The 22,090-nt window shown below is 71.7% G+C and carries 22 protein-coding genes and 1 pseudogene; 12 read left to right on the forward strand and 11 right to left on the reverse strand.

Going from position 1 to position 22,090, the window contains the following annotated elements:
- Window positions 1-20: 20 nt before the first annotated feature.
- Window positions 21-776, forward strand: a complete 756-nt coding sequence (locus CXR44_RS30320; protein ID WP_101789570.1) for a MerR family transcriptional regulator — start codon at window positions 21-23, stop codon at window positions 774-776.
- Between the two features lie 48 nt (window positions 777-824).
- Here CXR44_RS30320 and CXR44_RS30325 read toward each other — a convergent pair whose 3' ends face one another.
- Window positions 825-1,700, reverse strand: a complete 876-nt coding sequence (locus CXR44_RS30325; RefSeq protein WP_101789571.1) for an alpha/beta fold hydrolase — start codon at window positions 1,698-1,700, stop codon at window positions 825-827.
- 745 nt (window positions 1,701-2,445) lie between these two features.
- On the opposite strand from CXR44_RS30325, the gene CXR44_RS30330 reads away from it, so the two are divergent.
- From CXR44_RS30330 to CXR44_RS30355, 6 genes are all read left to right on the forward strand, one after another.
- Window positions 2,446-3,423, forward strand: coding sequence for an ABC transporter permease (locus CXR44_RS30330; RefSeq protein ID WP_101789572.1), 978 nt, complete (start codon window positions 2,446-2,448; stop codon window positions 3,421-3,423).
- The gene (locus CXR44_RS30335; protein ID WP_101789573.1) at window positions 3,424-4,263 is read left to right on the forward strand and encodes an ABC transporter permease; all 840 of its coding nucleotides are present in this window, start codon (window positions 3,424-3,426) and stop codon (window positions 4,261-4,263) included.
- Complete coding sequence (locus CXR44_RS30340) at window positions 4,260-6,329, forward strand: ABC transporter ATP-binding protein (protein WP_101789574.1); 2,070 nt, start codon at window positions 4,260-4,262, stop codon at window positions 6,327-6,329. Before CXR44_RS30335 ends, CXR44_RS30340 begins: the two co-directional genes overlap by 4 nt.
- Window positions 6,326-8,035: an ABC transporter family substrate-binding protein gene (locus CXR44_RS30345; RefSeq protein WP_101789575.1), complete on the forward strand. Its 1,710-nt coding sequence runs from the start codon at window positions 6,326-6,328 to the stop codon at window positions 8,033-8,035. The genes CXR44_RS30340 and CXR44_RS30345 overlap by 4 nt, the downstream gene beginning before the upstream one ends.
- A 96-nt stretch (window positions 8,036-8,131) precedes the next feature.
- The gene (locus CXR44_RS30350) at window positions 8,132-8,506 is read left to right on the forward strand and encodes an ArsR/SmtB family transcription factor (protein WP_101789576.1); all 375 of its coding nucleotides are present in this window, start codon (window positions 8,132-8,134) and stop codon (window positions 8,504-8,506) included.
- Window positions 8,503-9,294 carry an SRPBCC family protein gene (locus CXR44_RS30355; RefSeq protein ID WP_101789577.1) on the forward strand — a complete coding sequence of 264 codons (792 nt, stop codon included), beginning with the start codon at window positions 8,503-8,505 and terminating at the stop codon, window positions 9,292-9,294. Before CXR44_RS30350 ends, CXR44_RS30355 begins: the two co-directional genes overlap by 4 nt.
- A gap of 58 nt (window positions 9,295-9,352) precedes the next feature.
- Here CXR44_RS30355 and CXR44_RS30360 read toward each other — a convergent pair whose 3' ends face one another.
- From CXR44_RS30360 to CXR44_RS30370, 3 genes are all read right to left on the reverse strand, one after another.
- On the reverse strand, window positions 9,353-10,360 hold the full coding sequence (locus CXR44_RS30360) for a DUF4037 domain-containing protein (protein ID WP_245899577.1): 1,008 nt from the start codon (window positions 10,358-10,360) through the stop codon (window positions 9,353-9,355).
- Between the two features lie 163 nt (window positions 10,361-10,523).
- Complete coding sequence (locus CXR44_RS30365; protein ID WP_101789579.1) at window positions 10,524-10,916, reverse strand: helix-turn-helix transcriptional regulator; 393 nt, start codon at window positions 10,914-10,916, stop codon at window positions 10,524-10,526.
- Window positions 10,917-11,144: 228 nt separating this feature from the next.
- Complete coding sequence (locus CXR44_RS30370) at window positions 11,145-11,627, reverse strand: RrF2 family transcriptional regulator (RefSeq protein ID WP_101789580.1); 483 nt, start codon at window positions 11,625-11,627, stop codon at window positions 11,145-11,147.
- Between the two features lie 90 nt (window positions 11,628-11,717).
- Between CXR44_RS30370 and CXR44_RS30375 the strand changes: the two genes are divergently transcribed.
- Window positions 11,718-12,926 carry an MFS transporter gene (locus tag CXR44_RS30375; protein WP_101789581.1) on the forward strand — a complete coding sequence of 403 codons (1,209 nt, stop codon included), beginning with the start codon at window positions 11,718-11,720 and terminating at the stop codon, window positions 12,924-12,926.
- 37 nt (window positions 12,927-12,963) lie between these two features.
- Window positions 12,964-13,479: a GNAT family N-acetyltransferase gene (locus tag CXR44_RS30380; protein WP_219602041.1), complete on the forward strand. Its 516-nt coding sequence runs from the start codon at window positions 12,964-12,966 to the stop codon at window positions 13,477-13,479.
- Window positions 13,480-13,533: 54 nt separating this feature from the next.
- Here the strand turns inward: CXR44_RS30380 and CXR44_RS30385 are convergent, their stop codons facing one another.
- Genes CXR44_RS30385 through CXR44_RS30395 form a run of 3 tightly spaced genes read right to left on the reverse strand, consistent with a single transcriptional unit; the run spans window position 13,534 to window position 14,856 of the window.
- Window positions 13,534-13,941, reverse strand: a complete 408-nt coding sequence (locus CXR44_RS30385; protein WP_101789583.1) for an SRPBCC family protein — start codon at window positions 13,939-13,941, stop codon at window positions 13,534-13,536.
- Entirely contained in the window at window positions 13,934-14,311 is a 378-nt protein-coding gene (locus CXR44_RS30390) for an ArsR/SmtB family transcription factor (protein ID WP_101789584.1), read from the reverse strand. Before CXR44_RS30390 ends, CXR44_RS30385 begins: the two co-directional genes overlap by 8 nt.
- On the reverse strand, window positions 14,308-14,856 hold the full coding sequence (locus CXR44_RS30395) for a TIGR03086 family metal-binding protein (protein ID WP_101789585.1): 549 nt from the start codon (window positions 14,854-14,856) through the stop codon (window positions 14,308-14,310). The genes CXR44_RS30390 and CXR44_RS30395 overlap by 4 nt, the downstream gene beginning before the upstream one ends.
- Window positions 14,857-14,967: 111 nt before the next feature.
- On the opposite strand from CXR44_RS30395, the gene CXR44_RS30400 reads away from it, so the two are divergent.
- Together CXR44_RS30400 and CXR44_RS30405 are read left to right on the forward strand one after the other, a co-directional pair.
- Entirely contained in the window at window positions 14,968-15,564 is a 597-nt protein-coding gene (locus CXR44_RS30400) for an HD domain-containing protein (protein ID WP_101789586.1), read from the forward strand.
- A 175-nt stretch (window positions 15,565-15,739) separates the two neighbouring features.
- Window positions 15,740-16,630 carry a GNAT family N-acetyltransferase gene (locus CXR44_RS30405; RefSeq protein WP_219602056.1) on the forward strand — a complete coding sequence of 297 codons (891 nt, stop codon included), beginning with the start codon at window positions 15,740-15,742 and terminating at the stop codon, window positions 16,628-16,630.
- Window positions 16,631-16,750: 120 nt separating this feature from the next.
- Here CXR44_RS30405 and CXR44_RS30410 read toward each other — a convergent pair.
- From CXR44_RS30410 to CXR44_RS30425, 4 genes and pseudogenes are all read right to left on the reverse strand, one after another.
- Window positions 16,751-17,599, reverse strand: a pseudogene (locus CXR44_RS30410) (TerC family protein); the annotation flags it as partial.
- A gap of 197 nt (window positions 17,600-17,796) precedes the next feature.
- Window positions 17,797-18,603 (reverse strand): GNAT family N-acetyltransferase, encoded by an 807-nt coding sequence (locus CXR44_RS41810; protein WP_219602042.1) that lies wholly within the window; start codon window positions 18,601-18,603, stop codon window positions 17,797-17,799.
- A 62-nt stretch (window positions 18,604-18,665) separates the two neighbouring features.
- Window positions 18,666-20,096 (reverse strand): adenylosuccinate lyase, encoded by a 1,431-nt coding sequence (gene purB / locus CXR44_RS30420; protein WP_101789689.1) that lies wholly within the window; start codon window positions 20,094-20,096, stop codon window positions 18,666-18,668.
- A gap of 78 nt (window positions 20,097-20,174) precedes the next feature.
- The gene (locus CXR44_RS30425) at window positions 20,175-20,765 is read right to left on the reverse strand and encodes a TetR/AcrR family transcriptional regulator (protein WP_101789587.1); all 591 of its coding nucleotides are present in this window, start codon (window positions 20,763-20,765) and stop codon (window positions 20,175-20,177) included.
- 129 nt (window positions 20,766-20,894) lie between these two features.
- Here CXR44_RS30425 and CXR44_RS30430 point away from each other — a divergent pair, with 129 nt between their 5' ends.
- Window positions 20,895-22,037: a YbfB/YjiJ family MFS transporter gene (locus tag CXR44_RS30430; protein ID WP_245899579.1), complete on the forward strand. Its 1,143-nt coding sequence runs from the start codon at window positions 20,895-20,897 to the stop codon at window positions 22,035-22,037.
- Window positions 22,038-22,090 lie beyond the last annotated feature (53 nt).

The following is a 22,090-nucleotide window of genomic DNA, read 5'->3' on the forward strand; positions in this document are numbered from 1 at the left end:
TGAGGGTGCACGCTGATGGGATGAGCTTCTCCGTGGGACAGGTGTCCCGCCTGGCCGGCGTCACCGTCCGCACCCTGCACCACTACGACGAGATCGGCCTGCTCACCCCCAGCGAGCGCACCCGTGCCGGCTACCGCCGCTACACCGACGACGACCTGCTGCGGCTGCAGCAGGTGCTGCTCTACCGCGAGCTCGGCTTCCCGCTGGAGGAGATCGCCGTCATCCTCGACGAGCCGCACAGCGACGAGCTGACCCACCTGCGCCGCCAGCACGAACTGCTCCGCATCAAGTCCGAACGGATCCGCGAGATGATCGCCGCCGTCGAACGCGCCATGGAGGCCCGCGCCATGAACATCAGGCTGACCCCCGAAGAACGCTTCGAGGTGTTCGGCGACTTCCGCCCCGAGGACCACGACGCCGAGGTCGAACGCCGCTGGGGCGACACCCGGCAGTACGCCGAGAGCCGTCGCCGCGTCGCCTCCTACACCAAGGCCGACTGGCTCCATCTGAAGGCCGAAGCGGCGACGATCACGGAAGATCTGGCGGCGGCGTTCAAGGCGGGCCTGCCGGCCGACGGACAGCAGGCGATGGACCTGGCCGAGCGGCACCGCGGCCACATCAGCCGCTGGTTCTACGAGTGCTCGTACGAGATCCACCAGTGCCTGGGCGAGCTGTACGTGACCGACCCCCGGTTCACCGCCACCTTCGACGCGATCGTCCCGGGGCTGGCGGACTACCTCCGGCTGGCGATCCACGCCAACGCCACCGGTCGATGAAGGGGGTTTGCAGGTTGCGGAAATGGGTTTTCACCCGACCCGACGCCTTTACATTGTAGATTTCAAGAAGGCGGTCAATGCGTCCGTCACCTCCGACGGGCGCTCCAGCGGCGCCAGGTGCCCGGTGTCCGGCAGGTCCAGGCGGCGGGCCCCGGGGATGCCCTGGGCCAGCAGGCCCGAGACCGCCTGGATGCCCGCGACGTCCGACAGCCCGTTGACCACCAGGGTCGGCGCCTGGATCTCCCGCAGGCGCCCCGCCGCCGGCGGGTCGAGGAGGCGTTCGGTGGTGCGCGGGCCCGTCCACATGCGGTGGAACACCAGCCGGCACATCTCCACCGCCGCCTCCCACACCTCGTCGGTCAGATCGGCGCGGCCCCGGTCGGGGCCCGCCACCTGCCACAGGGTGTGCGCGCGGGCCATGGCCAGCACGTCGGCCGGATCGACGTGCTCAGCGGAGCCGGCGCGGTAGCGGGCCAGCCGGTCGGCCGGTACGGAGCTGTGGACGCGCTCACGCGCCTGGGCCAGCATGTCCTCGGGCCACCGGTGCCCCGAAAGGCCCGAGCAGATCAGCGCGAGGCCGGCCACCCGGTGCGGGGCGGCCAGCGCCGCCTCGACGGCGTAGGCGCCGCCCATGGAACAGCCCACCAGCACCGCCCGGCGCACCTCCAGGGCGTCGAGCACGGCCAGCAGGTCCTCGTGGTGACACACCTCCGGCCCCGGGTCGCGCGACTCGCCGTGGCCGCGCCAGTCGTAGCGGATCACCCGGTGCCCGGCGGACAGGGCCCGGAACTGGTGCTCCCACATGCGCCGGTCGGCCACGCCGGCGTGCACGAGCACCACGGCCGGCCGATCGGCGAGGCCGGCCGCCCGCGCCATGGGGCCGGCCTCGTCGTAGGCGATCCCACAGGACTCGATCATCGTCATGGCCCGACCGTACGGGCGGGCCGGGCCGGGCGCGCAGCCGGTTCGCGGTCGGCATATCCGCCTCCCGCCCCTTTTCGCGGACGGCGGATCACGCCCCGGCCGGACATCCGCGGATCGCGCCCCGGCATCGGCGGCTCCGGCGGCCGGAGAGGCCCGGACCCTCTCACGCAGCGTGACGGGCGGGCCGGGGCACGGCGGGTGGGCACGACAGTGGGCACGACAGTGGGCACGACAGTGGGCACGACAGTGGGCACGACAGTGGGCACGACAGTGGGCACGACAGTGGGCGCGGCGGAGGGGCGCGGCGGAGGGGCATGACGGCGATCTCGCCGCGCGAGACGACGGGGGAACACGGTCACCTGGGCAAAGACCCCTCGCGGCGACACGGCGCCGAAGGGTCTCTCCCCCGCCGGGAACGCCCTGTCAGGTATGCCGCGAACGATCGTCGGTTGTGTGCGGATCCTGTGACACTGCCGCTCGCGTCAAGCTCCGCCCCACCCGGCATGACCGCGGATTCCCGCTGGTCAGAGCCACCACGAAGATCATGCGCAACCTAAATGATCTACCGCGTGGTGATCTTACTGTTATGTCGTGTGTATTGCTGACTCTTGCGATTTGCCGGATATTCTGCGGCGTGGTCGTCGACTCACGTCAAGTGTTCTTCAGCACGTAAGACGGCCTTTACGTTGCGGGGGCACCTCATCCGACCGGCACAACACGCCCCCGTCAACGCGAACGGAGGGTAATGGGCAAGTACCTGCTACGCAGGTTGGCGATCAACGTGGTCCTGGTCGCCATCGCAGCAAGCCTGGCTTACCTGCTCGCCGCGACCACCATGAATCCGAGGGCCGCCTACGAGGGCCGCCAGCCCCCGGTCGCCGAGCACGTCATCGACGCCACACTGGACGCCTACAACCTCAACGACAAGACGCCCGTCCTCGAGCGGTACGCCACGTGGGTCTCGGGCGTCGTCACCGGGGACTTCGGCAAGACCTGGAACGGCGGCTCGGTCAACGACGAGATGGGCCGGCGCATCTGGGTCAGCCTGCGACTGCTGCTCATCGGCACGGTGCTGGGCTTCGTCATCGGGGTCGCGCTGGGCGCGCTGTCGGCGATCAGGCAGTACAGGTTCACCGACCGGTTCGTCGGGGTCAGCTCGTTCGCCATCATGGCGATCCCGGTGTTCCTGATGGCCACCCTGCTCGCGATCGCGACGTACAACGTCAACCGCGGCCTGGGATTCACGCTGATCGAGTACACCGGCGAGTACAACCCGCGCCTCAGCGGCTGGGACCAGTTGCTCAACCGGGTCAACCACCTGATCCTGCCGACCATCTCGCTCACCCTCGGCTCGGTCGCGTTCTACAGCCGCATCCAGCGCAACATGATGCTCGACGTGCTGGGCCAGGACTTCGTCCGCACCGCGATGGCCAAGGGCCTGCGGCGCAGGACCGCCCTGACCAAGCACGCGCTGCGCACGGCGCTGATCCCCTCGGCCACCTACTTCGCCTTCGCGTTCGGGACGATGTTCACCGGAGCCATCTTCACCGAGAAGATCTTCGCCTGGCACGGCATGGGCGCCTGGCTGGTCGACTCGATCCACCAGAACGACGTCAACTCCGTCGCGGCGGTGACCTTCTTCACCGCCATCTGCGTCCTGACCGCCGCCTTCCTGTCCGACGTGCTGGTGGCGGCCCTCGATCCTCGTGTGCGGGTGAGCTAGATGCGCTCCAAAGTCGTCATCGGACGCCTGTTCCGCAACAGGCAGGCCCGCTATGGCTCCATCGCCCTGATCCTGCTGGTGGCCCTGGCCTACATCGGCCCCTTCCTCGGCTCCTACGACTGGACCGACAAGGACTTCCTGGCCTTCCTGTCGCCGCCGTCGGCCGACCACTGGTGGGGCACCACCACCATCGGCCAGGACATGTACGCCGTCACCCTGCGCGGCATGCAGAAGTCCATCATCATCGGCCTGCTCGTGGCGCTGATCTCCACCGGCCTCGCGGCCGTGGTGGGCGCGTTCGCCGGATACTTCGGCGGCTGGGTCGACAAGTTCCTCATGTGGGGCGTCGACCTGCTGCTCGTGCTGCCCAGCTTCCTCATCATCGCGATCATCTCGCCCCGGCTGCGCGGCGCCACCTGGCTGTGGTTCGTGGTGCTGCTCGCCGCGTTCGCCTGGATGATCACCTCGCGGGTCGTGCGCAGCATGACGCTGTCGCTGCGCGAGCGGGAGTACGTGCTGGCCGCCGTCTACATGGGCATCCCCCGCTGGAAGATCATCTTCCGGCACATCGTGCCCAACCTGTCGTCCCTGCTGATCATCGACGCGACGCTGAACGTCAGCGCCGCCGTCATCGGCGAGGCCGCGCTGTCGTTCTTCGGCTTCGGCATCCAGCCGCCCGACGTCTCCCTCGGCACCCTCATCGCCGAGGGCTCACGCAACGCCACCGGCTACCCGTGGCTGTTCGCCTTCCCCGCCGGGCTGCTCGTGCTGCTGGTGCTCAGCATCAACCTCATCGGCGACGGCCTGCGCGACGCCCTCGACCCGGGGAGCAACTCATGAGCATCCTTCAGGTGCGCGACCTCACCGTCACCTTCCCCGGCGACATCCAGGCCGTACGGGGCGTCAGCTACGAGGTCTCCCGCGGCGAGGTGCTCGGCATCGTCGGCGAGTCCGGCTCCGGCAAGTCGGTCACGTCGCTGGCCATCATGGGGCTGCTGCCGCGCGACGCCGTGGTCAGCGGCTCGGTCAAGCTGCACGACCGCGAGCTGATCGGCGTCGACGAGGACGAGCTCGTCAAGGTCCGCGGCAAGTCGATCAGCATGATCTTCCAGGATCCGCTGTCGGCGTTCACGCCCGTCTACACCATCGGCGACCAGATCGCCGAGGCCGTCCGCATCCACCAGAAGATGGCCAAGGACAAGGCCGCCAAGCGGGCCGTCGAGCTGCTCGACCTGGTCGGCATCCCGCACCCGGACGTGCGGGCCAAGTCCTTCCCGCACGAGTTCTCCGGCGGCATGCGCCAGCGCGCCATGATCGCGATGGCCATCGCCAACGATCCTGACCTGCTCATCTGCGACGAGCCGACCACCGCTCTGGACGTCACCATCCAGGCGCAGGTGCTGGAGGTGCTCAAGACCGCGCAGCGGGAGACCGGCGCCGGCATCGTGATGATCACCCACGACCTCGGGGTGATCGCCGGGATGGCCGACCGGGTGCTCGTCATGTACGCGGGCCGGCCCGTCGAGCAGGGCCCGGTGGACGAGCTGTACTACCGGCCGCGCATGCCGTACACGATGGGGCTGCTGGCCTCGATCCCCCGGATCGACGGCGAGGAGGGGCCGCTGGTGCCCATCGAGGGCAACCCGCCCTCCCCCGCCGCGCTGCCGCCCGGCTGCCCGTTCGCGCCGCGCTGCCCGATGCGCATCGACTCCTGCGACGAGGAGGAGCCGCCGCTGACCCCGATCGGGGGCGGCCGGCACGTGGCCTGCATCCGCTCGCGCGAGATCGAGCACAAGGGCCTGACGGGCGCCGACGTGTTCCCCGTGCCGGTCATCCCGCCGAGCGACGTGGTCCGGGTGCCGCGCGAGCAGCGTCCCACCGTGCTGGAGCTGGACGGGCTGGTGCGGCACTACCCGCTGATGAAGGGCGCGGTGTTCAAGCGGCGCGTCGGCACCGTGCACGCGGTGGACGGCATCAGCTTCGACATCGCCGAGGGCGAGACGCTCGCCCTGGTCGGCGAGTCCGGCTGCGGCAAGACGACCACGCTGCAGCAGATCATGCGGCTGGAGCCGCCACAGGGCGGCCGGGTCGTGGTGCTCGGCAAGGACAGCGCCCACCTGGACCGGGCGGCCAGGAAGTCGCTGCGCGGCGACCTGCAGATCGTCTTCCAGGACCCGATGGCGGCGCTGGACCCGCGCATGCCGGTCGGCGACATCATCGCCGAACCGCTGCGCGCGCACGGCCACAAGGACGTGGCCGCGCGGGTGGCCGAGCTGCTCTCGCTGGTCGGGCTGGCGCCCGAGCACGCCGAACGCTACCCGCAGCGCTTCTCCGGCGGGCAGCGCCAGCGCATCGGCATCGCCCGCGCGCTGGCCCTCGACCCGAAGCTGCTCGTGCTGGACGAGCCGGTATCGGCGCTGGACGTCTCCATCCAGGCCGGCGTGATCAACCTGCTGGAGAAGCTGAAGAACACGCTGGGACTGTCGTACCTGTTCGTGGCGCACGACCTGGCCGTGGTCAGGCACCTGGCCGACCGGGTCGCGGTCATGTACCTCGGCAAGATCGCCGAGATCGGCGCGGTGGCGAACGTCTACGACCGGCCCGCGCACCCCTACACGCAGGCGCTGCTGTCGGCGATCCCGCTCCCCGACCCGGAGATGGAACGCACCCGTAAGCGGATCCTGCTCGAAGGGGACCTGCCCAGCCCGGCCGACCCGCCATCGGGTTGCCGGTTCCGCACCCGCTGCCCCAAGTTCGCCCGCCTGAGTGAGGCCGAGCGGCGGCGCTGTGTGGACGAAGAGCCCTCAGTTGTCCGGCTCGCGAGCGCCGCCGACCATGGCGCCGCCTGCCACTACGCAGAGGAGATCGAGGTCATCACGGCCTCGGGAGACCAGGAGGAAAAGTGAAGGTTGGATACCGGGCGGCAGCGGGGATCGCGGTCCTCGCCATGGCCGTCGCGGCCTGCGGCGGTGGCGGCGGCGACGCCAAGAAGCCCAGCGCCCAGCAGTCGCAGCAGGCGCAGCAGCAGATGGCGGAGACCCCGTCCATCAGCATCAACCCGGTCGCCTACGACCAGGTCAAGGACGGCGGCACGGTGACGCTGGCGGTCGGGCAGTGGCCCAGCCAGTGGAACCCCAACCACGTCGACGGCAACCAGGCCGACACCGCCGACATGCTCGACACGATCCTGCCGCAGATGATGGTGGCCGACGAGAACGCCACGTTCACCCCGAACCCGGACTTCCTGACCGACGCGAAGGTGGACACCTCCTCGGGCAAGCAGGTCGTCACCTGGACGATCAACGACAAGGCCACGTGGTCGGACGGCACGCCGATCACGTGGAAGGACGTCGAGGCCATGTGGACGGCCAACAGCGGCAAGAACAAGAAGTACAAGCCGGCCTCCACCGACGGCTGGGACCGCATCGAGTCGGTCACCAAGGGCGACTCCGACAAGGTCGCCGTCATGACGTTCGCCAAGAACTACCCCGACTGGCAGGGCCTGCTGTCCCGCTCGCCGCACCTGATCCCGGCCGCCACCAACGGCGACCCGGACAAGTACGAGAAGGACTACCTGCAGAAGATCCCCGTCACGGCCGGCCCGTTCAAGGTCGAGAAGATCGACGAGGGGACCAAGACGCTCACCGTCGTGCGTGACGACAAGTGGTGGGGCAAGAAGGCCAAGCTCGACAAGATCATCTTCCGGACGATCGAGACGCCGGCAGCGCAGGTCAACGCCTTCGCCAACGGCGAGCTCGACGCCGTGGAGATCCCGCCGGGCAGCCCCGCCGACCTCAAGCGGGCCAAGGAGGTGCCGAACGTCGACATCCGCAAGGCGCTCAGCCCGAACTGGCGGCACATCACCGTCAACAACCAGACCGAGTTCCTCAAGGACAAGTCGGTCCGGCACGCCGTCGCGTACGCGATCAACCGTGACGTGATCACCCAGTCCGACCTGAAGGACATGGACTGGCCGTTGCAGACGCTCGGCAACCACGTCTTCATGAACAACCACAAGGGCTACGTCGACAACTCCGGCGACCTCGGCAAGTACAACCCCGAGAAGGCCAAGCAGCTCCTCGACGCGGCCGGCTGGAAGCAGGACGGCGAGGTCCGCAAGAAGGACGGCAAGGAGTTCGCGCTGAGCTTCGTCGTCCCGGCTGGCGTCCCCTACGCCAAGACCGAGGGCGAGCTCACCCAGGCGATGCTCAAGGAGGTCGGCATCAAGCTGACCATCCGTCCCGTCCCCGATGACAAGTTCTTCACCGACTTCATCATCAAGGGCGACTTCGACCTGGTGCCGTTCTCCTGGATCGGCACGCCGCTGCCGATCGGCGCGCTGCCGCAGATCTACAAGACCGGCTCCGAGAGCAACTTCCCCAAGGGCAGCGACCCGGCCCTGGACGCGGCGATCGACGAGACGGTGGGCGAGATGGACCCGGCCAAGGCCATCGAGAAGGCCAACGCGGCCGACAAGCTCATCTGGGACATGGTGCACACCATCCCGCTGTACCAGCGCCCCGACATCCAGGCGACGAAGAAGACCCTCGCCAACTTCGGCCCCTGGGGCTACAAGGCTCCCGACTGGACCCAGGTCGGCTTCACCGGCTGACCTGTCCTCCAGCGCACGAACCCCCGGCCGGCACTCCGGCCGGGGGTTCTTTTCATGCCACTGGCTTTATATAACCAGACTGGTATATTAGGGGGCATGCGCTTCGACGTGCTCGCGGACCCCGCCCGCCGGCAGATCCTCGACCTGCTGCTCGAACGCCCCCGCCCGGTCGGCGAGCTGACCGAACGACTCGGCCTCACCCAGCCGGGCACCTCCAAGCACCTGCGTGTGCTCCGCGAGGCAGGCCTGGTCACCGTACGCAAGGACGCCCAGCGCCGCTGGTACGAACTGCGCCCCGGGCCGCTCGCCGAGATCGACGCCTGGATCGCCCCCTACCGGCGGCTGTGGTCCACCGGCCTCGACCGCCTCGAACGCCACCTCGACACCATGCCCGACACCCCGGACACCCCGGTCACCGCTCCCGCAACCGCCGCGGGCCCGGCTCCGGACAGCTTGGAGGACCTCGCATGAACGAGCGCCTGCTCACCACGCCCGACGGCCGCAGCGTCCTGCACATGCAGCGCCGCCTGGCTCACCCGCCCGCCAAGGTCTGGCGCGCGCTCACCGAGCCCGAGCACCTCGCCCAGTGGTTCCCCACCGAGGTGAGCATCGACGGCGACCAGGTCCGGTTCGGGTTCGGCCCCGGCGGCACCGTGATCGCGCACGACCCGCCCCGCCTGCTCGCCTTCACCTGGGGCGACGACGAGCTGCGCTGGGAGATCAGCCCCGACACCACGGGCGGCACCCTGCTCGACTTCACCCACACCTTCGCCGACCGCCATGGCGCCGCCAGCTTCGCCTCCGGCTGGCACACCTGCTTCGTCGCCCTGTCCCGGCTGCTCGACGGCCTGCGCCCGCACGCCCCCGGCGACACCGCCGCCCTGCACGAGCACTACGTCGCCATTCTCGGCCTGTCCGGCGGCACCGCCCGCGGCGGCACCGTACGCGTCGAACGGCAGCTCACCCGGCCCGCGCCCGTGGTGTGGCAGGCCCTGGACGGCGACCGGGCCACGGTCGGCGCTCCCCCGCCCGCGCCGTTCACCGCGGCCGGCGTCGAGGCCGGCCCGGTCACCCGTGCGGAGCCGGGCAAACTCCTGGAGTTCGACGCCGGCGCGGGCACGGTCCGGTGGGAGCTCACCGAGGGCACCGGCCACGGCGCGCGCCTCGTCATCACCCACAGGGACGACCCGGCCACCCTGCCCGCCTGGCGCGCCCACGCCGAAGACCTCGCGACCACGGTGGCCGGCCTCACCATCTGACCCCCGCCGCTCGGGCTCGCACGCCGGCCGGGCGGGCCGCACGCAGCAGGACGGCCCGTCAGGCGGTGAGCCCGAGCGCCGCCGCGGTGACCGCCCTGGCCCGCCGCGGCTCCAGCAGCAGATCCACGCTGTCGCACACCTGGTCCACACAGCCCACCAGCGGCAGGCCCTTCACCACCGGGTCCGACACGGCTCCCAGCAGCGCGCCGGCGAACCGGTCACCGCCGATCACCGGGAACGGCCGGTCATGGAAGCCGCGCACCCGCGCGTCCAGCGGCTCGGCCAGCGCCACCCGGTTCTGCAGCGCCGCCAGCCGCGCGTACGCGGCCGCGAGCGACTCCTGCCGTTCCCGCCACGACCGGGCCGCCACCGCCCGCTCCAGCGACTCCCCCAGCTCCGCCGACCCCGGCAGCCGCGCCAGCGCGCTGCCCAGCCACTTGGCGTACGGCGGGTAGCGGCGGCGCAGCAGCAGCGCCAGCCGCATCACCTCGCGCGTCAGCCGCGCCCCCACCACGGCCGACCCCAGCTCGTCGCCCACCTCGCCGCACCGGCCGGGGAACGGCTCCTCCTGCGCGATGCGCCGCCACTGGCAGGCCAGCACGTAGCGCCACACGTCGTCCGGGTACCAGCGCAGCGCCGACCGGGCCGCCTCCAGCGTGCCCAGCCCGTCGTGGAACACCTCACCCCGCGTCACCTCGGCCAGTCCCTGCCACGGCACCGACAACCAGTCGAGCAGCGACACCCCCCTCGACGGGTCGAAGCCGAGCCGTTCGCGCAGCCACGCCCCCAGCTCAGCCACCACCACCCCGGACCGCACCACCCCGTGGTAGCCGAACACCGTCGGGAAGCCGCCGAACCGCTCCGGCAGCCCGACGGCCACCCGCGCCTCCACCGCCGCCACCCGCCCCGGCTCGGCGAACACCAGCACCCGCGGTCCCCAGTCATGGTCGGCCGAGCGCGCCGTGTCGAACTCCAACACCTCAGACCCCGGGCCGATCAACGCGGCGCTGTGCGCGACACCGGTCAGCAGCGGCGCCACCGCCTCGGCATAGAACGCTCGGGACAACTCGATACCAGGCACAAAATCGGACATCACTCTGCCAACTGTGCACCACGCCCCTGTGGTACTCACCTCAATTTCGGCGAGGCCGCCGGCGGTACGCCCGCGCGCGGACACGCCGACGCGGCACCAGGACGACCGTCCCGCGGTGCCGCCCGGCCCCCGTCGGCTACCGGCGGGCGTGCGTCGCCGTCGCGGCCGTGGCCTGCTGGCCGGACGCCGGGCCGGACGCCGGGCCGGACGCCGGGCCGGACGCCGGGCCGGACGCCGGGCCGGACCTCGACGCGTCGACGGGGTGGAGAACGGCGAGGATCTCGCCGATCTGGTGGCCGCCCTCGAGGGGGTGGCGCAGCGGCAGGGTCGGGTTGAGCTGGTAGCGGTTGCGGCGGCCTTCCCGGGTGGCTGTGAGGTATCCGGCGGCGGTGAGATCGGCCAGGATGCGTTGCGCGGCACGCTCGGTGATGCCGACGCGGGCGGCCACGTCACGGATGCGGGCACCGGGGTCGCGGGCGATGCACAGCAGCACGTGGGCGTGGTTGGTCAGGAAGGTCCAGTCCGGCACGTCTCCATCGTACAAAAGGCGCTGGATGTGTCCGGAACGCAAACTGACGAACCAGCGAGCGTGGATCCTGCCGGGTCAGGGACCTCCTGCGCGCGCTGGAGCGGCCCGTGCTGCGGGCGGAGGCGTGCCCGTCGCCGGAGGTTCCCCACCGGCCGTTCGGCGCCTCAGGTGAAGCCGAGAGCATCGGCCGCCGTGCGGCGGCGCCGCGACACGGTCTGGCCCCGACGGTCAGTTCCTGGTGGCGGTCAGCCAGTTGCGTACGTCGAGCATGGCGGTGCCGTCGCTGTCGGCGTCGATGTCGGCGGCCAGGTCGGCGATGGAGGTCCGGGCGAGCGCGTGGGACCAGGCGTCCTGGGCGGCGGCCATGGCTCGGGCGATCGCGCAGGGCCGTGAGCACCGTTCGGCGGGGATGCCGAGGGGGCCGCGCTGCCGGATCTCGGCGCACCGGTACGCGGGCTCGTCCCCGTCGATGGCCTGCACCACCTCCAGGGCGCTGATCTCCGAGGCGGGCCTGGTGAGGGTGTAGCCGCCGACCTGGCCCATGGTGGAGCGGACGATGCCGGCCCGCGACAGTGCCTGCAGGTGCTTGGCCGTGTACGCCGGCGGGGTGCCGTGCAGTTCCGCCAGCCGAGCCGCCGGCACCGGTTCGTGGCTCTGGCTGAGGGTGACGCAGCTGTGCAACGCCCACTCGACCCCGCTCGACATCTTCATGCCCCCACCCTACCCGTCTCGGACAAGTAATGTCCGAGTTGTGATATGAACTCGGATAGAAAATATCCGAGACAAGGTGTCGGAGCGCCCATGACGCAGACAGCACTGCCCTGCACCCGCACATCCCTGGGGGTGGCCGCCCTGGCGTTGTTCGTGGCGGCGGCGAACCTGCGGCCGGCCATCGCGGCCGTCTCGCCGCTCGTCGACCACATCCGCGCAGACCTGGATCTGTCGGCGACCGGAGTGTCGCTGCTGACCACCATCCCGACGCTGGCCATGGGGGTGTGCGCGCCCCTGGCCGCGTACGCGGGCCGACGGTACGGCCTGCACTCCGGCGTACTCGCCGGGCTCGTGATCATCGCCGTGGCCACCGCGGCGCGCCTGCTCGGCGAGTCCACCTGGCTGCAGTTGAGCAGCGCGGCCGTCGTCGGAGCAGGGATCGCCATCGCCCAGACGCTGCTGCCCGCCGTGGTCAAGACCCGTTTCGCCGCCCGCGCCGGGCTGGTCACCGGCGTCTACACCGCCGGGCTCGGCCTGGGCGGCGCGGTGGCGGCCGGAGTGAGCGCGCCGCTGGCCGACGCCCTCGGCTCCTGGCCGGGAGCGCTGGCGTCCTGGGCGGTGCTCGCGCTGGCGGGCATCGCGCTGTGGTCGGCCGCCAAGGGCTCGCTGGGCCTGGCCGACGCCATGGCCCCCGCCGGGCCCGCCGCCCAGCGGATACCCTGGCGCAGCGGCGTGGCCTGGCACATCACCCTGTTGTCGGCCGTCAACTCCGCCCTGTACTACTGCGAGCTGGCCTGGGTGGCGCCGCTGTTGCACGATGACGCCGGTCGCGACGCGGCGACCGCCGGGCTCATGCTCACCGCGATGATCTCCATTCAGGTCGTGGCGATGCCGGCCGTACCGGCGCTGCTGGGCGAGCGCCGCGGCACGTGGGCGGGTCTGGCAGTCACGATGACGCTGACCTCTGCCGGCTTCCTGGGGCTGGCGTACGCGCCCGGCACGGCGACATGGGTGTGGATCGCGGCGCTGGGCGTGGGGCACGGCGGGCTGTTCACGCTCGTGCTCACCCTGCCCGTGCTGGCCGGCCGCGACCCCGGCGAGGCCGGGCGGATCAGCGCGATGGCGTTCTTCGTCGGGTACGGCTGCGCCGGGCTGGCTCCGCTGCTGGTGGGCGCGCTGCGCGATGCCACCGGCGACTTCACTCTCGCCTTCGGCTCGCTGGGCGCGATCGGCCTGCTCATGCTCGTGCCCGTCGCCCGCCTGCGCAGCGCCGTCCTCCGTCCGGCCGAGGCAGGCTGACATGCGCCCCCATCACCGAGAAGGCGCGGGCGGCCGCGTGAACCTCGAACGCCTCACCGGTCAGGAGGTCGTGGCCCGCGCCTCCGAGTTGGTGAAGATCTACCGGGCCGCGTTCGGCGGCCCGCCGTGGCACGAGGACGATCGTGCCGCCGACGCCTTCGCCGAACGCCTGGCCGCGGACGCGCGACGTCCCGGATTCGCGGCGGTGCTGGCCGCCGACAACGGCGGACCCGCCGGTTTCGGTACGGCATGGCGCACCCCGAGGCCCTTCCCCACGGGCCGGGCCTACGATCTCGTCCGCGCCGAACTAGGTGACGCGGTGGAAACGCGGCTGGGAGGCGCGCTGGAGGTGGACGAGCTGGCGGTGAGCCCGCACGCGCGCGGTCAGGGCCTCGCGGGACGGATCCTCGACCTCCTGTGCGGCCGCGCCGGCTCCTGCTGGCTGCTGACCGCCCCGCGAGCGACTGACGCGATCAGGCTCTACGAACGGCTCGGCTGGCGGCGCCTGACCGGGGCGAGGGCGGACGTCGTGGTGTTCGTGCGTTCGCCGTGAACGCTTCGATCAGCCGGTGGCCCGTCACGCCCCCTCCCGGCCGGCACGGATCACTCAGGCGGCGGCGGTGGCTGCCGCCGTCTCGGCGAGGATGCCGAGGAAGTGCGGCCACCCCTCGGCGTGGGGTGGGACCTGCGACTCCGGCAGGTTCGAGTGGGTCAGGTCGACCCGCGTGCCGGTGGCCGTCGGCGTCAGGCGGAACGCCACCTCGGTCGACCCGGCGGGAAGGACGTCGTCGGCCTCCAGTCCCCAGGTGACGACGACCGAGCGGGGCCGGTCCACCTCGACGAACTCGCCGCGGATCGGGTTCCCGTCGATGTCGACGGCGAACACGCCGCCCGGCCGGGGATCGAGCTCGGCGCTGCGGCCCATCCACGCCAGCATCCCGTCGACCGTGACGAGGTGGTCGAACACGATCTCTGGCGGGGCGTCGATGTCGATGGAGGTGGTGAACTCAGCCATGGGTCCTCGCGGTCTTCTCAGCGGCGGTCTTCTCGGCAGCGGTGTTCTCGGCAGCGGTCTTCTCGGCAGCGGTCTTGAGAGCGGCCAGGTGATCGGGCCAGAAGCCCTCCAGGAACTGGCGGACGACGGCGAAGCCGTCGGTGCGCACGACGAAGAGGTGGCGGGTGCCCTCCCGCGTCTCGGTGACGAGCCCGGCTCTGCGGAGGACCCGGAGATGGTGGGAGACGGCCTGCTGGCTCATCGCCATCGCGTCGGCGACCTCGCCCACCGCCCGGGGCTCGTCCCGAACGATGCTCAGGATGGCGCGGCGGTTGCCGTCGGCCAGCGCCCGGAGGGTACTGTCCAGCACCTCGGCGGTGGCTGCGCTCACGGCGTCCTGCCGAGGTAGGCGACGAGCCGCTCGGACGCCGTGGCGCCGGTGTCGAGCGCCGGGCCGAGCGCGGGGCCGAAGGCGTCGCCGCGCTGCGCCTCCCCGATGGCCGCGTGGGCGAAGGTGAGGACGGCGGACGCGAGGTCGTCCGGGATGGACGCCGCTTCGCCGCCGGCCTGGCTGATGTCCCAGCCGTGGACGACGGCTTCGAGGAGGTTCGCCGACGCCATGACCGGCCCGGGCATCGTCCCGAACGGCAGCTCGTAGGTGCGATCCATCGCGCCGGGCTGCCGCCAGGCGAGCCGGGCCCGGGCCGCGAGGTCGGCCATGGCGGCGTCCCATGGTCCGGTGACGGTGGCGCCGCCGCCGTCGAGGGCGTCGGCGAAGGTCGCCATGCTCTGGACGGTGTGGTCGAGCAGCGACCGGAGGTCCCAGTCGCCGCACGGGGTGGCGGCGTCGAGGGCATCGGCCGGGACGGCGGCGATGCGGGCCGTCGTCCACGTCAGGCCCTTGTCGAGCAGGTCGAGGGTATCGGTGCTGTGCATGACTCTTACACAAACAGTCGTTTGTACAAAAGTCAAATGGTGTTCCAGGCGCTCGAATCGTCACGGGACCCCAGCTTCAGGATGACTGAAGGTTGCTGCAAGAATGTCGGCATGAAGCTCTCCGACATCCCGATCCCCACGTCCGCAGCCGCCACCGCCGCGTGCGAGGTGAGCGCCGCCTACTGCCCTCCCGCGCTGTACAACCACGTGATCCGGTCCTACCTGTGGGGTGCGGCGCACGCGATCGCGAACGGCATCACCTTCGACGAGGAACTGCTCTACGTCGCCGCGGTGCTGCACGACATGGGGCTGATGAAGGAGTTCGACAGCCATACGGTGTCGTTCGAGGAGGTGGGCGGGCACGTGGCGTGGGTCCTCGCGGCGGGGGCGGGCTGGCCGCCCGAGCGGCGCGAGCGCCTGGCGCAGGTGATCGTGCGCCACACGTGGGGCACCGTGGACGCGGCCGAGGACCCCGAGGTGCACCTGCTGGAGCTGTCGACCGGCATGGAGATCACGGGGCTCCGGGTCGAGGAGATCCCCGCCGGCCTGCGCGCCGAGGTGCTGACGGCATACCCTCGACTGGACCTCGCCGCCGAGTTCACCGCCTGCTTCGAGGACCAGGCCAACCGGAAGCCGGACGGCCGCGCCGCCGAGTTCATCCGCGCCGGGCTCGCCGGCCGCGTCTCCGTGAACCCGCTCGACGCCTGACCCGATGTCCCTCCCGGCCCGGGCGTTCCCACCCGCTCAATGCCCGGGCCGGGATAGGGCAGGCGCCGCCGCCACGGCACGCACAGGAGGACATTTGGCTCAGACGATGACAAGAGGGCTGTAGGTTATCCAGGTGATCTCTTACCGCCCCACTGTTCCAGCAGACCTTGACCGCGTGACCGCGTGGACCGTGACCGAGCCCGTCGGCTGGATCTCCGCCGACCGTTACCTCGCGGATCTGGCCGAGAACATGTACCGGCCGGAATGGACGTGGATCGCCGAGGTCGGCGACCGGGTCGTGGGACGGGCGCTGTGGTGGGGGCCGAAGGGCAGCGCGCACCCGGTCGCGCTCGACTGCCTCGACGTGGATCCCGCAGTGGGTGAGCGCACCGCCATCGCCACCGAGCTGATCACGGCCGCGCTGGCCGGATTCCCGCAGCCGGTGCAGTACGCGATCAAGGCGGCCGGCGGCTGGCGCGACGATCCGGCCACGTCGACGGCCGTGGGATGGCGGCGGGCGGCAGCACACGCGGCGGGCCTCACCCGGGAGGTGGAGCGGCTGCAGTTCGAGTGGACACCCGCCGACGGGGTGCCCACGACGACCGGCGTGCTGCGGTTCGCCGAGGCGTCCGACGAGGAGTTCCTGGCGGTGTTCACGAGAATCGCCGAGGGGAGCCTCGACGCCCAGACCTGCGCGAGCCTGGCCGCCAAGGGCGTGGACGCGACCGCGCGCGAAGAGATGGACTTCTATCTCGGGGCGCCGGGCAAGCGGGAGTGGTGGCGGATCGCCTATACGCACGACGGCGAGGTGGCGGGCATGGCGATTCCCTCGGCGACGCCGTACAACGTGAACGTCGGGTATCTCGGGGTGGTCCCGGAGTTCCGGGGGCGCGGCTACGTGGACGAGGTGCTCGCCGAGATCACCCGTATGCACGCGGCCAACGGAGAGGTACGCGTCACCGCCACCACCGACGTGGGCAACGCGCCGATGGTGGCCGCGTTCGGGCGCGCCGGGTACCGCAACACGGAGATCCGGATCAACCTGTCCAACGACCTCAGGCCCTGAGCGGCCGACGGGGTCAGGACCCGGCCGGCCGGCGTCGGCGCTGGTGTCGGCGTCGGCGTCCCGGGTGGCGAGCAGGCTCCAGATGATGGACGCGGCGATGGTGACCACGATGACGCCCAGGGTCAGCGGGATGGGCAGCTTGCCGATCGGGGTCTCGGAGGCGATGAGCTTGACGCCGGCGAAGGCCAGCAGCACCGCCAGGCCGTAGTGCAGGTGCACGAACCGGCGCAGCAGCCCGGCCAGGCAGAAGTACAGGCTGCGCAGACCGAGGACGGCGAACGCGTTGGCGGTCCAGACGATGAAGGTGCTGGTGGTGATCGCCAGGATGGCCGCGACCGAGTCGATCGCGAAGATCAGGTCGGTGGCCTCGATCGATAGGAGCACCACGAACAGCAGCGTGGCCACGCGCCTGCCGTCCAGGCGGACGAAGAACCGGTCGCCGTGGTAGCGCGGGTCGGTCGGGATGATCCTGCGCACCAGGCGCACCACCGGGTTGCGGTCGGGTGAGGCCTGCGCGCCGTGCCTGAACGCCATCTTGTAGCCGGTGTAGACGAGGAACGCGCCGAACAGGTAGGCGGTCCAGAAGAACCTCTCCAGCAGTTCCGCGCCGACGAGGACGAACACCAGCCGGAAGGCCAGCGCGCCGATGACGCCCCAGAACAGCACCTTGTGCTGGAGGGCGGCGGGCACCGCGAAGGTGGTGAAGAGCAGCGCGAAGACGAACACGTTGTCGATCGACAACGCCTTCTCGATGAGGTATCCGGCGAAGTACGTGCCCGCCACCTCACCGCCCTGCCACCACCACAGGATCACGCCGAACAGGAGGCCGGCGGCGATCCAGACGCCCGACCAGACGGCGGCCTCACGGAAGCCGACGACGTGGTTGTCGCGGTGCGACAGCAGGTCGACGGCCAGCATCACGGCGACCACCGCCATCACGGCGACCCAGGCCCACCAGGCGACAGACATGGGAAGACCTCCTCGACCCGGCCGCGGCACGCACAGCGTGGCGGCAGCTGACGGTCGACGGTCTCCCCGGGCCACCAAGGTGATGGCCGCACCACCGGGACCTGGATCTGCCGGGTCCGTAGTGACGGCGGCGCGTTGACGCGTCGGGTACTCCCCCTCGAACTATGTCTCAGTATTCACGACATAGAAGACGTGCGTCAAGAGTCGGGTGTTCCGGCGGTGACGTGGACCGCCAGCACGTGGCGACGCCGGTAGCCGAGCCGCTCGTACACCCCTATCGCGGCCGGGTTGTCGTCGTCGACCATGAGCGCCGCCCGGCCGTGCTCGGCCACCAGTTCGCGGGACACCCACGCGCACACCCGTGCGGCCAGACCCCGGCCCCGCAGCGGAGCGGCCGTCGCGACGCCCGCCAGGAACCCGACCGACGGCGCGCTCCACGCGTCGGCCGCCACCGCGGCGAGCCGGCCGGCCACGCGCAGACCCGCCCACCGACGCACGCCCGGCCCGCCCGGCACCGCGTAGGAGGAGGGCGCGTGCCCGGCCAGCAACGCCCGGACCTCCTCGGCGTCCTGCGGCCCCAGCCAGCCCACGTCCTCCGGCGGGCCGTCCGCCGGGGAGTTCGCACCACCGGCCGCACCACCGGCCGCGCCACCGGCCGCCGCGCCGGCCCACGGGCCGGGCAGGCTCATCCAGGAGAAGCCGCCCGACACCTCCAGCCCGTCGATCTTCGCCGTCACCTCGGCCAGCAGGCCCGCCTCGCCGAACGGCCGGAACGACGGCCCGACCTCGCCGAGCGCGTGGCGTACCAGCTCGACCGCGCAGGACGTGCCGCCCCACACCGCCAGCCGGTCCCGGCGCGAGATGTCGCGGGCGGCGGTCACCACCGCGTCGCCCAGCGCCCACGCCCGCGCGCCGTCGCGCAGCCCCTGCGCCCCCCACACGGGCAGGTCGTCGTCCCCGCAGGCGGCCCGCACCTCGTCCAGCGTCCGCAGCTCACGCAGCACGCGCGATCACCTGCCCGGCCACCCGCGCCCCCCGGCGGCGGACGCCGGGCGGACGGGTGCCGTCACAGGATGGCGCCCGGCCGGTAGGCGGCCGCCTCCGGATGGGCCGCCACCACCTCGCCGACCTGCAGTGACACCGCACGCACCTGGTCGGCGGCGGCCCCGGTGAACGACACCCGGTCGGCCAGCAGCGCTTCCAGCTCCGCCCGGTCCAGCGGGAAGCGCTCGTCGGCCGCCAGCCGGTCGAGCAGCTCGTTCGCCGCGCCCTGCGAGCGCATCGCCAGCGCCGACGCCACCGCGTGCTCCTTGATCAGCTCGTGCGCCTGCTCGCGGCCCACGCCCGCCCGCACGGCGGCCATGAGCATCTTCGTGGTCGCCAGGAACGGCAGGTAGCGCCCCAGCTCCGTCTCGATGACCGCCGGGAACGCGCCGAACTCGTCCAGCACCGTCAGCATCGTCTCCACCAGCCCGTCGAAGGCGAAGAACGCGTCGGGCAGCGCGACCCGGCGCACCACCGAGCAGGACACGTCGCCCTCGTTCCACTGGTCGCCGGCGAGTTCGCCCACCATCGAGGCGTAGCCGCGCAGCACGACCGTCAGGCCGTTGACCCGTTCGCACGAGCGGGTGTTCATCTTGTGCGGCATCGCCGACGAGCCGACCTGGCCCTCCTTGAAGCCCTCGGTCACCAGCTCGTGCCCGGCCATCAGCCGGATCGTCTTGGCCAGCGACGACGGCGCCGCGGCGAGCTGCACCAGCGCCGATACCACCTCGAAGTCGAGCGAGCGCGGGTAGACCTGGCCCACGCTCGTCAGCCGCCGCTCGAACCCCAGGTGCGCCGCGACGCGGCCCTCCAGCTCGGCCAGCTTGCCCTGGTCGCCCCCGAGCAGGTCGAGCATGTCCTGGGCGGTGCCGACCGGGCCCTTGATGCCGCGCAGCGGGTAGCGGGCGATCAGCTCCTCCAGCCGCCGGTAGGCGACCAGCAGCTCGTCGGCCGCCGTCGCGAACCGCTTGCCCAGCGTGGTGGCCTGGGCGGCCACGTTGTGCGACCGTCCCGCGACGACGGTGGCCCGGTGCTCCTCGGCCAGCGAGGCCAGCCGGGCCAGCAGCGCCACGACCCGGTCACGCACCAGCAGCAGGCTGTCGCGCACCTGCAACTGCTCGACGTTCTCGGTCAGGTCGCGCGAGGTCATGCCCTTGTGCACCTGCTCGTGCCCGGCCAGCGCGTTGAACTCCTCGATGCGCGCCTTGACGTCGTGGCGGGTGACCCGCTCACGCGCCGCGATCGACTCCAGGTCGACCTGCTCGACCACCTTCTCGTAGTCGGCCGGCGCCTCCTCGGGCACCGCCACGCCCAGCTCGGCCTGCGCGCGCAGCACCGCCAGCCACAGACGCCGTTCGGCGATCACCTTGTACTCCGGCGACCACAGGCGGGCCAGCTCGGAGGAGGCATAACGGGCGGCCAGAACATCGGGGATACGCGGCTTGGATGTCACGTCGCACAAGTCTATGCACCCGCGCTTGTTGATCTTGCATCAGCCTGTACGAGCCGAGCGCCTTTACATTGTAGATCACTAATCGGCCCGGGTGGCGGCGGACAGCAGGGTGAGCGCGGCGTCACGGGCGTGCCCGGCCGCGCCGGCCGGGTCGTGGTGCGCGGCGACGACGGTGGCGCCCTCGACCAGCACGAGCAGCTGCCGCCCGAGGAGGTGGGGATCGGCGGCTCCGGCGCGTTCGGCGATGCCGGTCAGCAGGCGCAGGTAGCGGTCGAGATGGCGCGCGGTGATGGCCCGCACCGTCTCGACGTGGTGCTGGGCGGCCGCGTTCAGCATCGCGCAGCCACGGAAGACCGGGTCGCCGTACCAGCCCTCAAGGGCCTCGAACACCGCGGCGACCTGGCCACGGGGGTCGTCCCCGGCGGTGGCGGCGGCGTCGGCCAGCCAGCGCGTCACCCGCTCGCTGCGCGCCTCCAGCATGGCCGCCACGAGCCCGTCCTTGGTGCCGAAGTGGCGGTAGAGGGTCTCCTTGGACACCCCGATGCGGGCGCACAACTCGGCCACGCCGACACCGTCGAGCCCGCGCTCGTACAGGATCGGGGTGGCCGCTTCGAGGATGGCGGCGCGCGTGCGCTCGGGGTCGATCGTCGAGCCTTTGGGAACCGGCATACCAAGGATGGTACCGATCAGTTCGATCCACTGCTAGCATTCGAGATCGTACCGATCGGTTCGATCTCTGGAGTCAACGACGTGCCCGCCCCTCTGGTCCTCCCCCCGTCGACACGGCAGGCAGCGCGGTTGGCTCTCGGCACCGCCTCGGCCCTCGGGCTGGCCCGCTTCGCCTACGGGCTGCTCCTGCCGGCGATGCGCGACGACCTGCACTGGTCCCTGGCCGAAGCCGGGGCGATGAACACCGCCAACGGGCTCGGCTACCTGCTCGGCGCGCTGCTGACCGCCTTCGCCGTCCGCCGGACGGGCACCGCCGCCACCTTCCGGTCGGGCATGATCGTCACCGCCGTGGCGCTGGCCGCCACCGCGGCCACCGACGACTACCTGGCGCTGCTCGCCGTACGAGCCGCCGCCGGCGCGGGCGGAGCGGCCGTGTTCGTCACCGGAGGCGTGATCGCCTCACGCATCGCCGCCCGCGCCGCCTCCGGCACGCCCATCACCGTGTACTTCGCCGGCACCGGGCTGGGCATCGTCTTCAGCGGCGCCACCATCCCGCCGCTCGGCGACCACCGCCACCTCGCCTGGGCCGGGCTGAGCGCCGCCGCCGCCCTGGCGACACTGATCAGCTGGACCGCCGTGCGGGCCGGCGCGGACAGCCCGGCCGCCACCACCGGACGGGCCCACGTGCGCCCGCTCTGGGGCGTCGCCCTGGCCTACCTGCTGTTCGCCACCGGATACATCACCTACATCACCTTCCTGTCGGCCTACCTCGCCGACCGGCACGCCCCCACGGGGCAGGTGGTGCTCACCTGGACGGCGCTGGGCCTGGCCGTCGTGGCGGCGCCCGCGCTGTGGAGCCGTCCCACCGCCCGCTGGCCGGGCACCCGCACCCTGACCACGTTGCTCGGCCTCCTCGCCGGTGGCGCGGCGCTGGCCCTGGCGGCACCCGCGCCGCCGGTCATCCTCGCCTCCGCGATCGTCTACGGGGCGACGTTCATGGGGGTCCCGGCGGCCGTCACGGCACTCATCAAGGCCGACACCTCGCCCGCCGACTGGACCGCCACGCTGGCGGCGTTCACCACGCTGTTCGCGGCCGGCCAGACCGCCGGCCCCTGGCTCGCCGGACTCCTCGCCGACCGCACCTCGACCGACGCCACCCTGGCCTGGACCGCGGTCCTGTGCGCCGCGGCGGCCCTCAGCGCGCTGATCGCCGGCCGTTCGCGCCCCGCTCCCCTCCCGCGGCCCGCTCCCCTCCCCCGGCCGGATGCCTGACCAGCGCCCGGCCCCCAGACCAGCACGTACCCGACCATGACGACAAGCACGAC

This window comes from Nonomuraea indica (assembly GCF_002850745.1).
GTDB lineage: Bacteria > Actinomycetota > Actinomycetes > Streptosporangiales > Streptosporangiaceae > Nonomuraea > Nonomuraea indica.

Coding starts and splice junctions, on each gene's coding strand:
- CXR44_RS30335 (WP_101789573.1), top strand. CDS start 3,424: ATGCGCTCCAAAGTCGTCATCGGACGCCTGTTCCGCAACAGGCAGGCC.
- CXR44_RS30340 (WP_101789574.1), top strand. CDS start 4,260: ATGAGCATCCTTCAGGTGCGCGACCTCACCGTCACCTTCCCCGGCGAC.
- CXR44_RS30425 (WP_101789587.1), bottom strand. CDS start 20,765: ATGCCGGTTCCCAAAGGCTCGACGATCGACCCCGAGCGCACGCGCGCC.
- CXR44_RS30355 (WP_101789577.1), top strand. CDS start 8,503: ATGAACGAGCGCCTGCTCACCACGCCCGACGGCCGCAGCGTCCTGCAC.
- CXR44_RS30330 (WP_101789572.1), top strand. CDS start 2,446: ATGGGCAAGTACCTGCTACGCAGGTTGGCGATCAACGTGGTCCTGGTC.
- CXR44_RS30395 (WP_101789585.1), bottom strand. CDS start 14,856: ATGCACAGCACCGATACCCTCGACCTGCTCGACAAGGGCCTGACGTGG.
- CXR44_RS30320 (WP_101789570.1), top strand. CDS start 21: ATGAGCTTCTCCGTGGGACAGGTGTCCCGCCTGGCCGGCGTCACCGTC.
- CXR44_RS30375 (WP_101789581.1), top strand. CDS start 11,718: ATGACGCAGACAGCACTGCCCTGCACCCGCACATCCCTGGGGGTGGCC.
- CXR44_RS30325 (WP_101789571.1), bottom strand. CDS start 1,700: ATGACGATGATCGAGTCCTGTGGGATCGCCTACGACGAGGCCGGCCCC.
- CXR44_RS30385 (WP_101789583.1), bottom strand. CDS start 13,941: ATGGCTGAGTTCACCACCTCCATCGACATCGACGCCCCGCCAGAGATC.
- CXR44_RS30400 (WP_101789586.1), top strand. CDS start 14,968: ATGAAGCTCTCCGACATCCCGATCCCCACGTCCGCAGCCGCCACCGCC.
- CXR44_RS30350 (WP_101789576.1), top strand. CDS start 8,132: ATGCGCTTCGACGTGCTCGCGGACCCCGCCCGCCGGCAGATCCTCGAC.
- CXR44_RS30370 (WP_101789580.1), bottom strand. CDS start 11,627: ATGAAGATGTCGAGCGGGGTCGAGTGGGCGTTGCACAGCTGCGTCACC.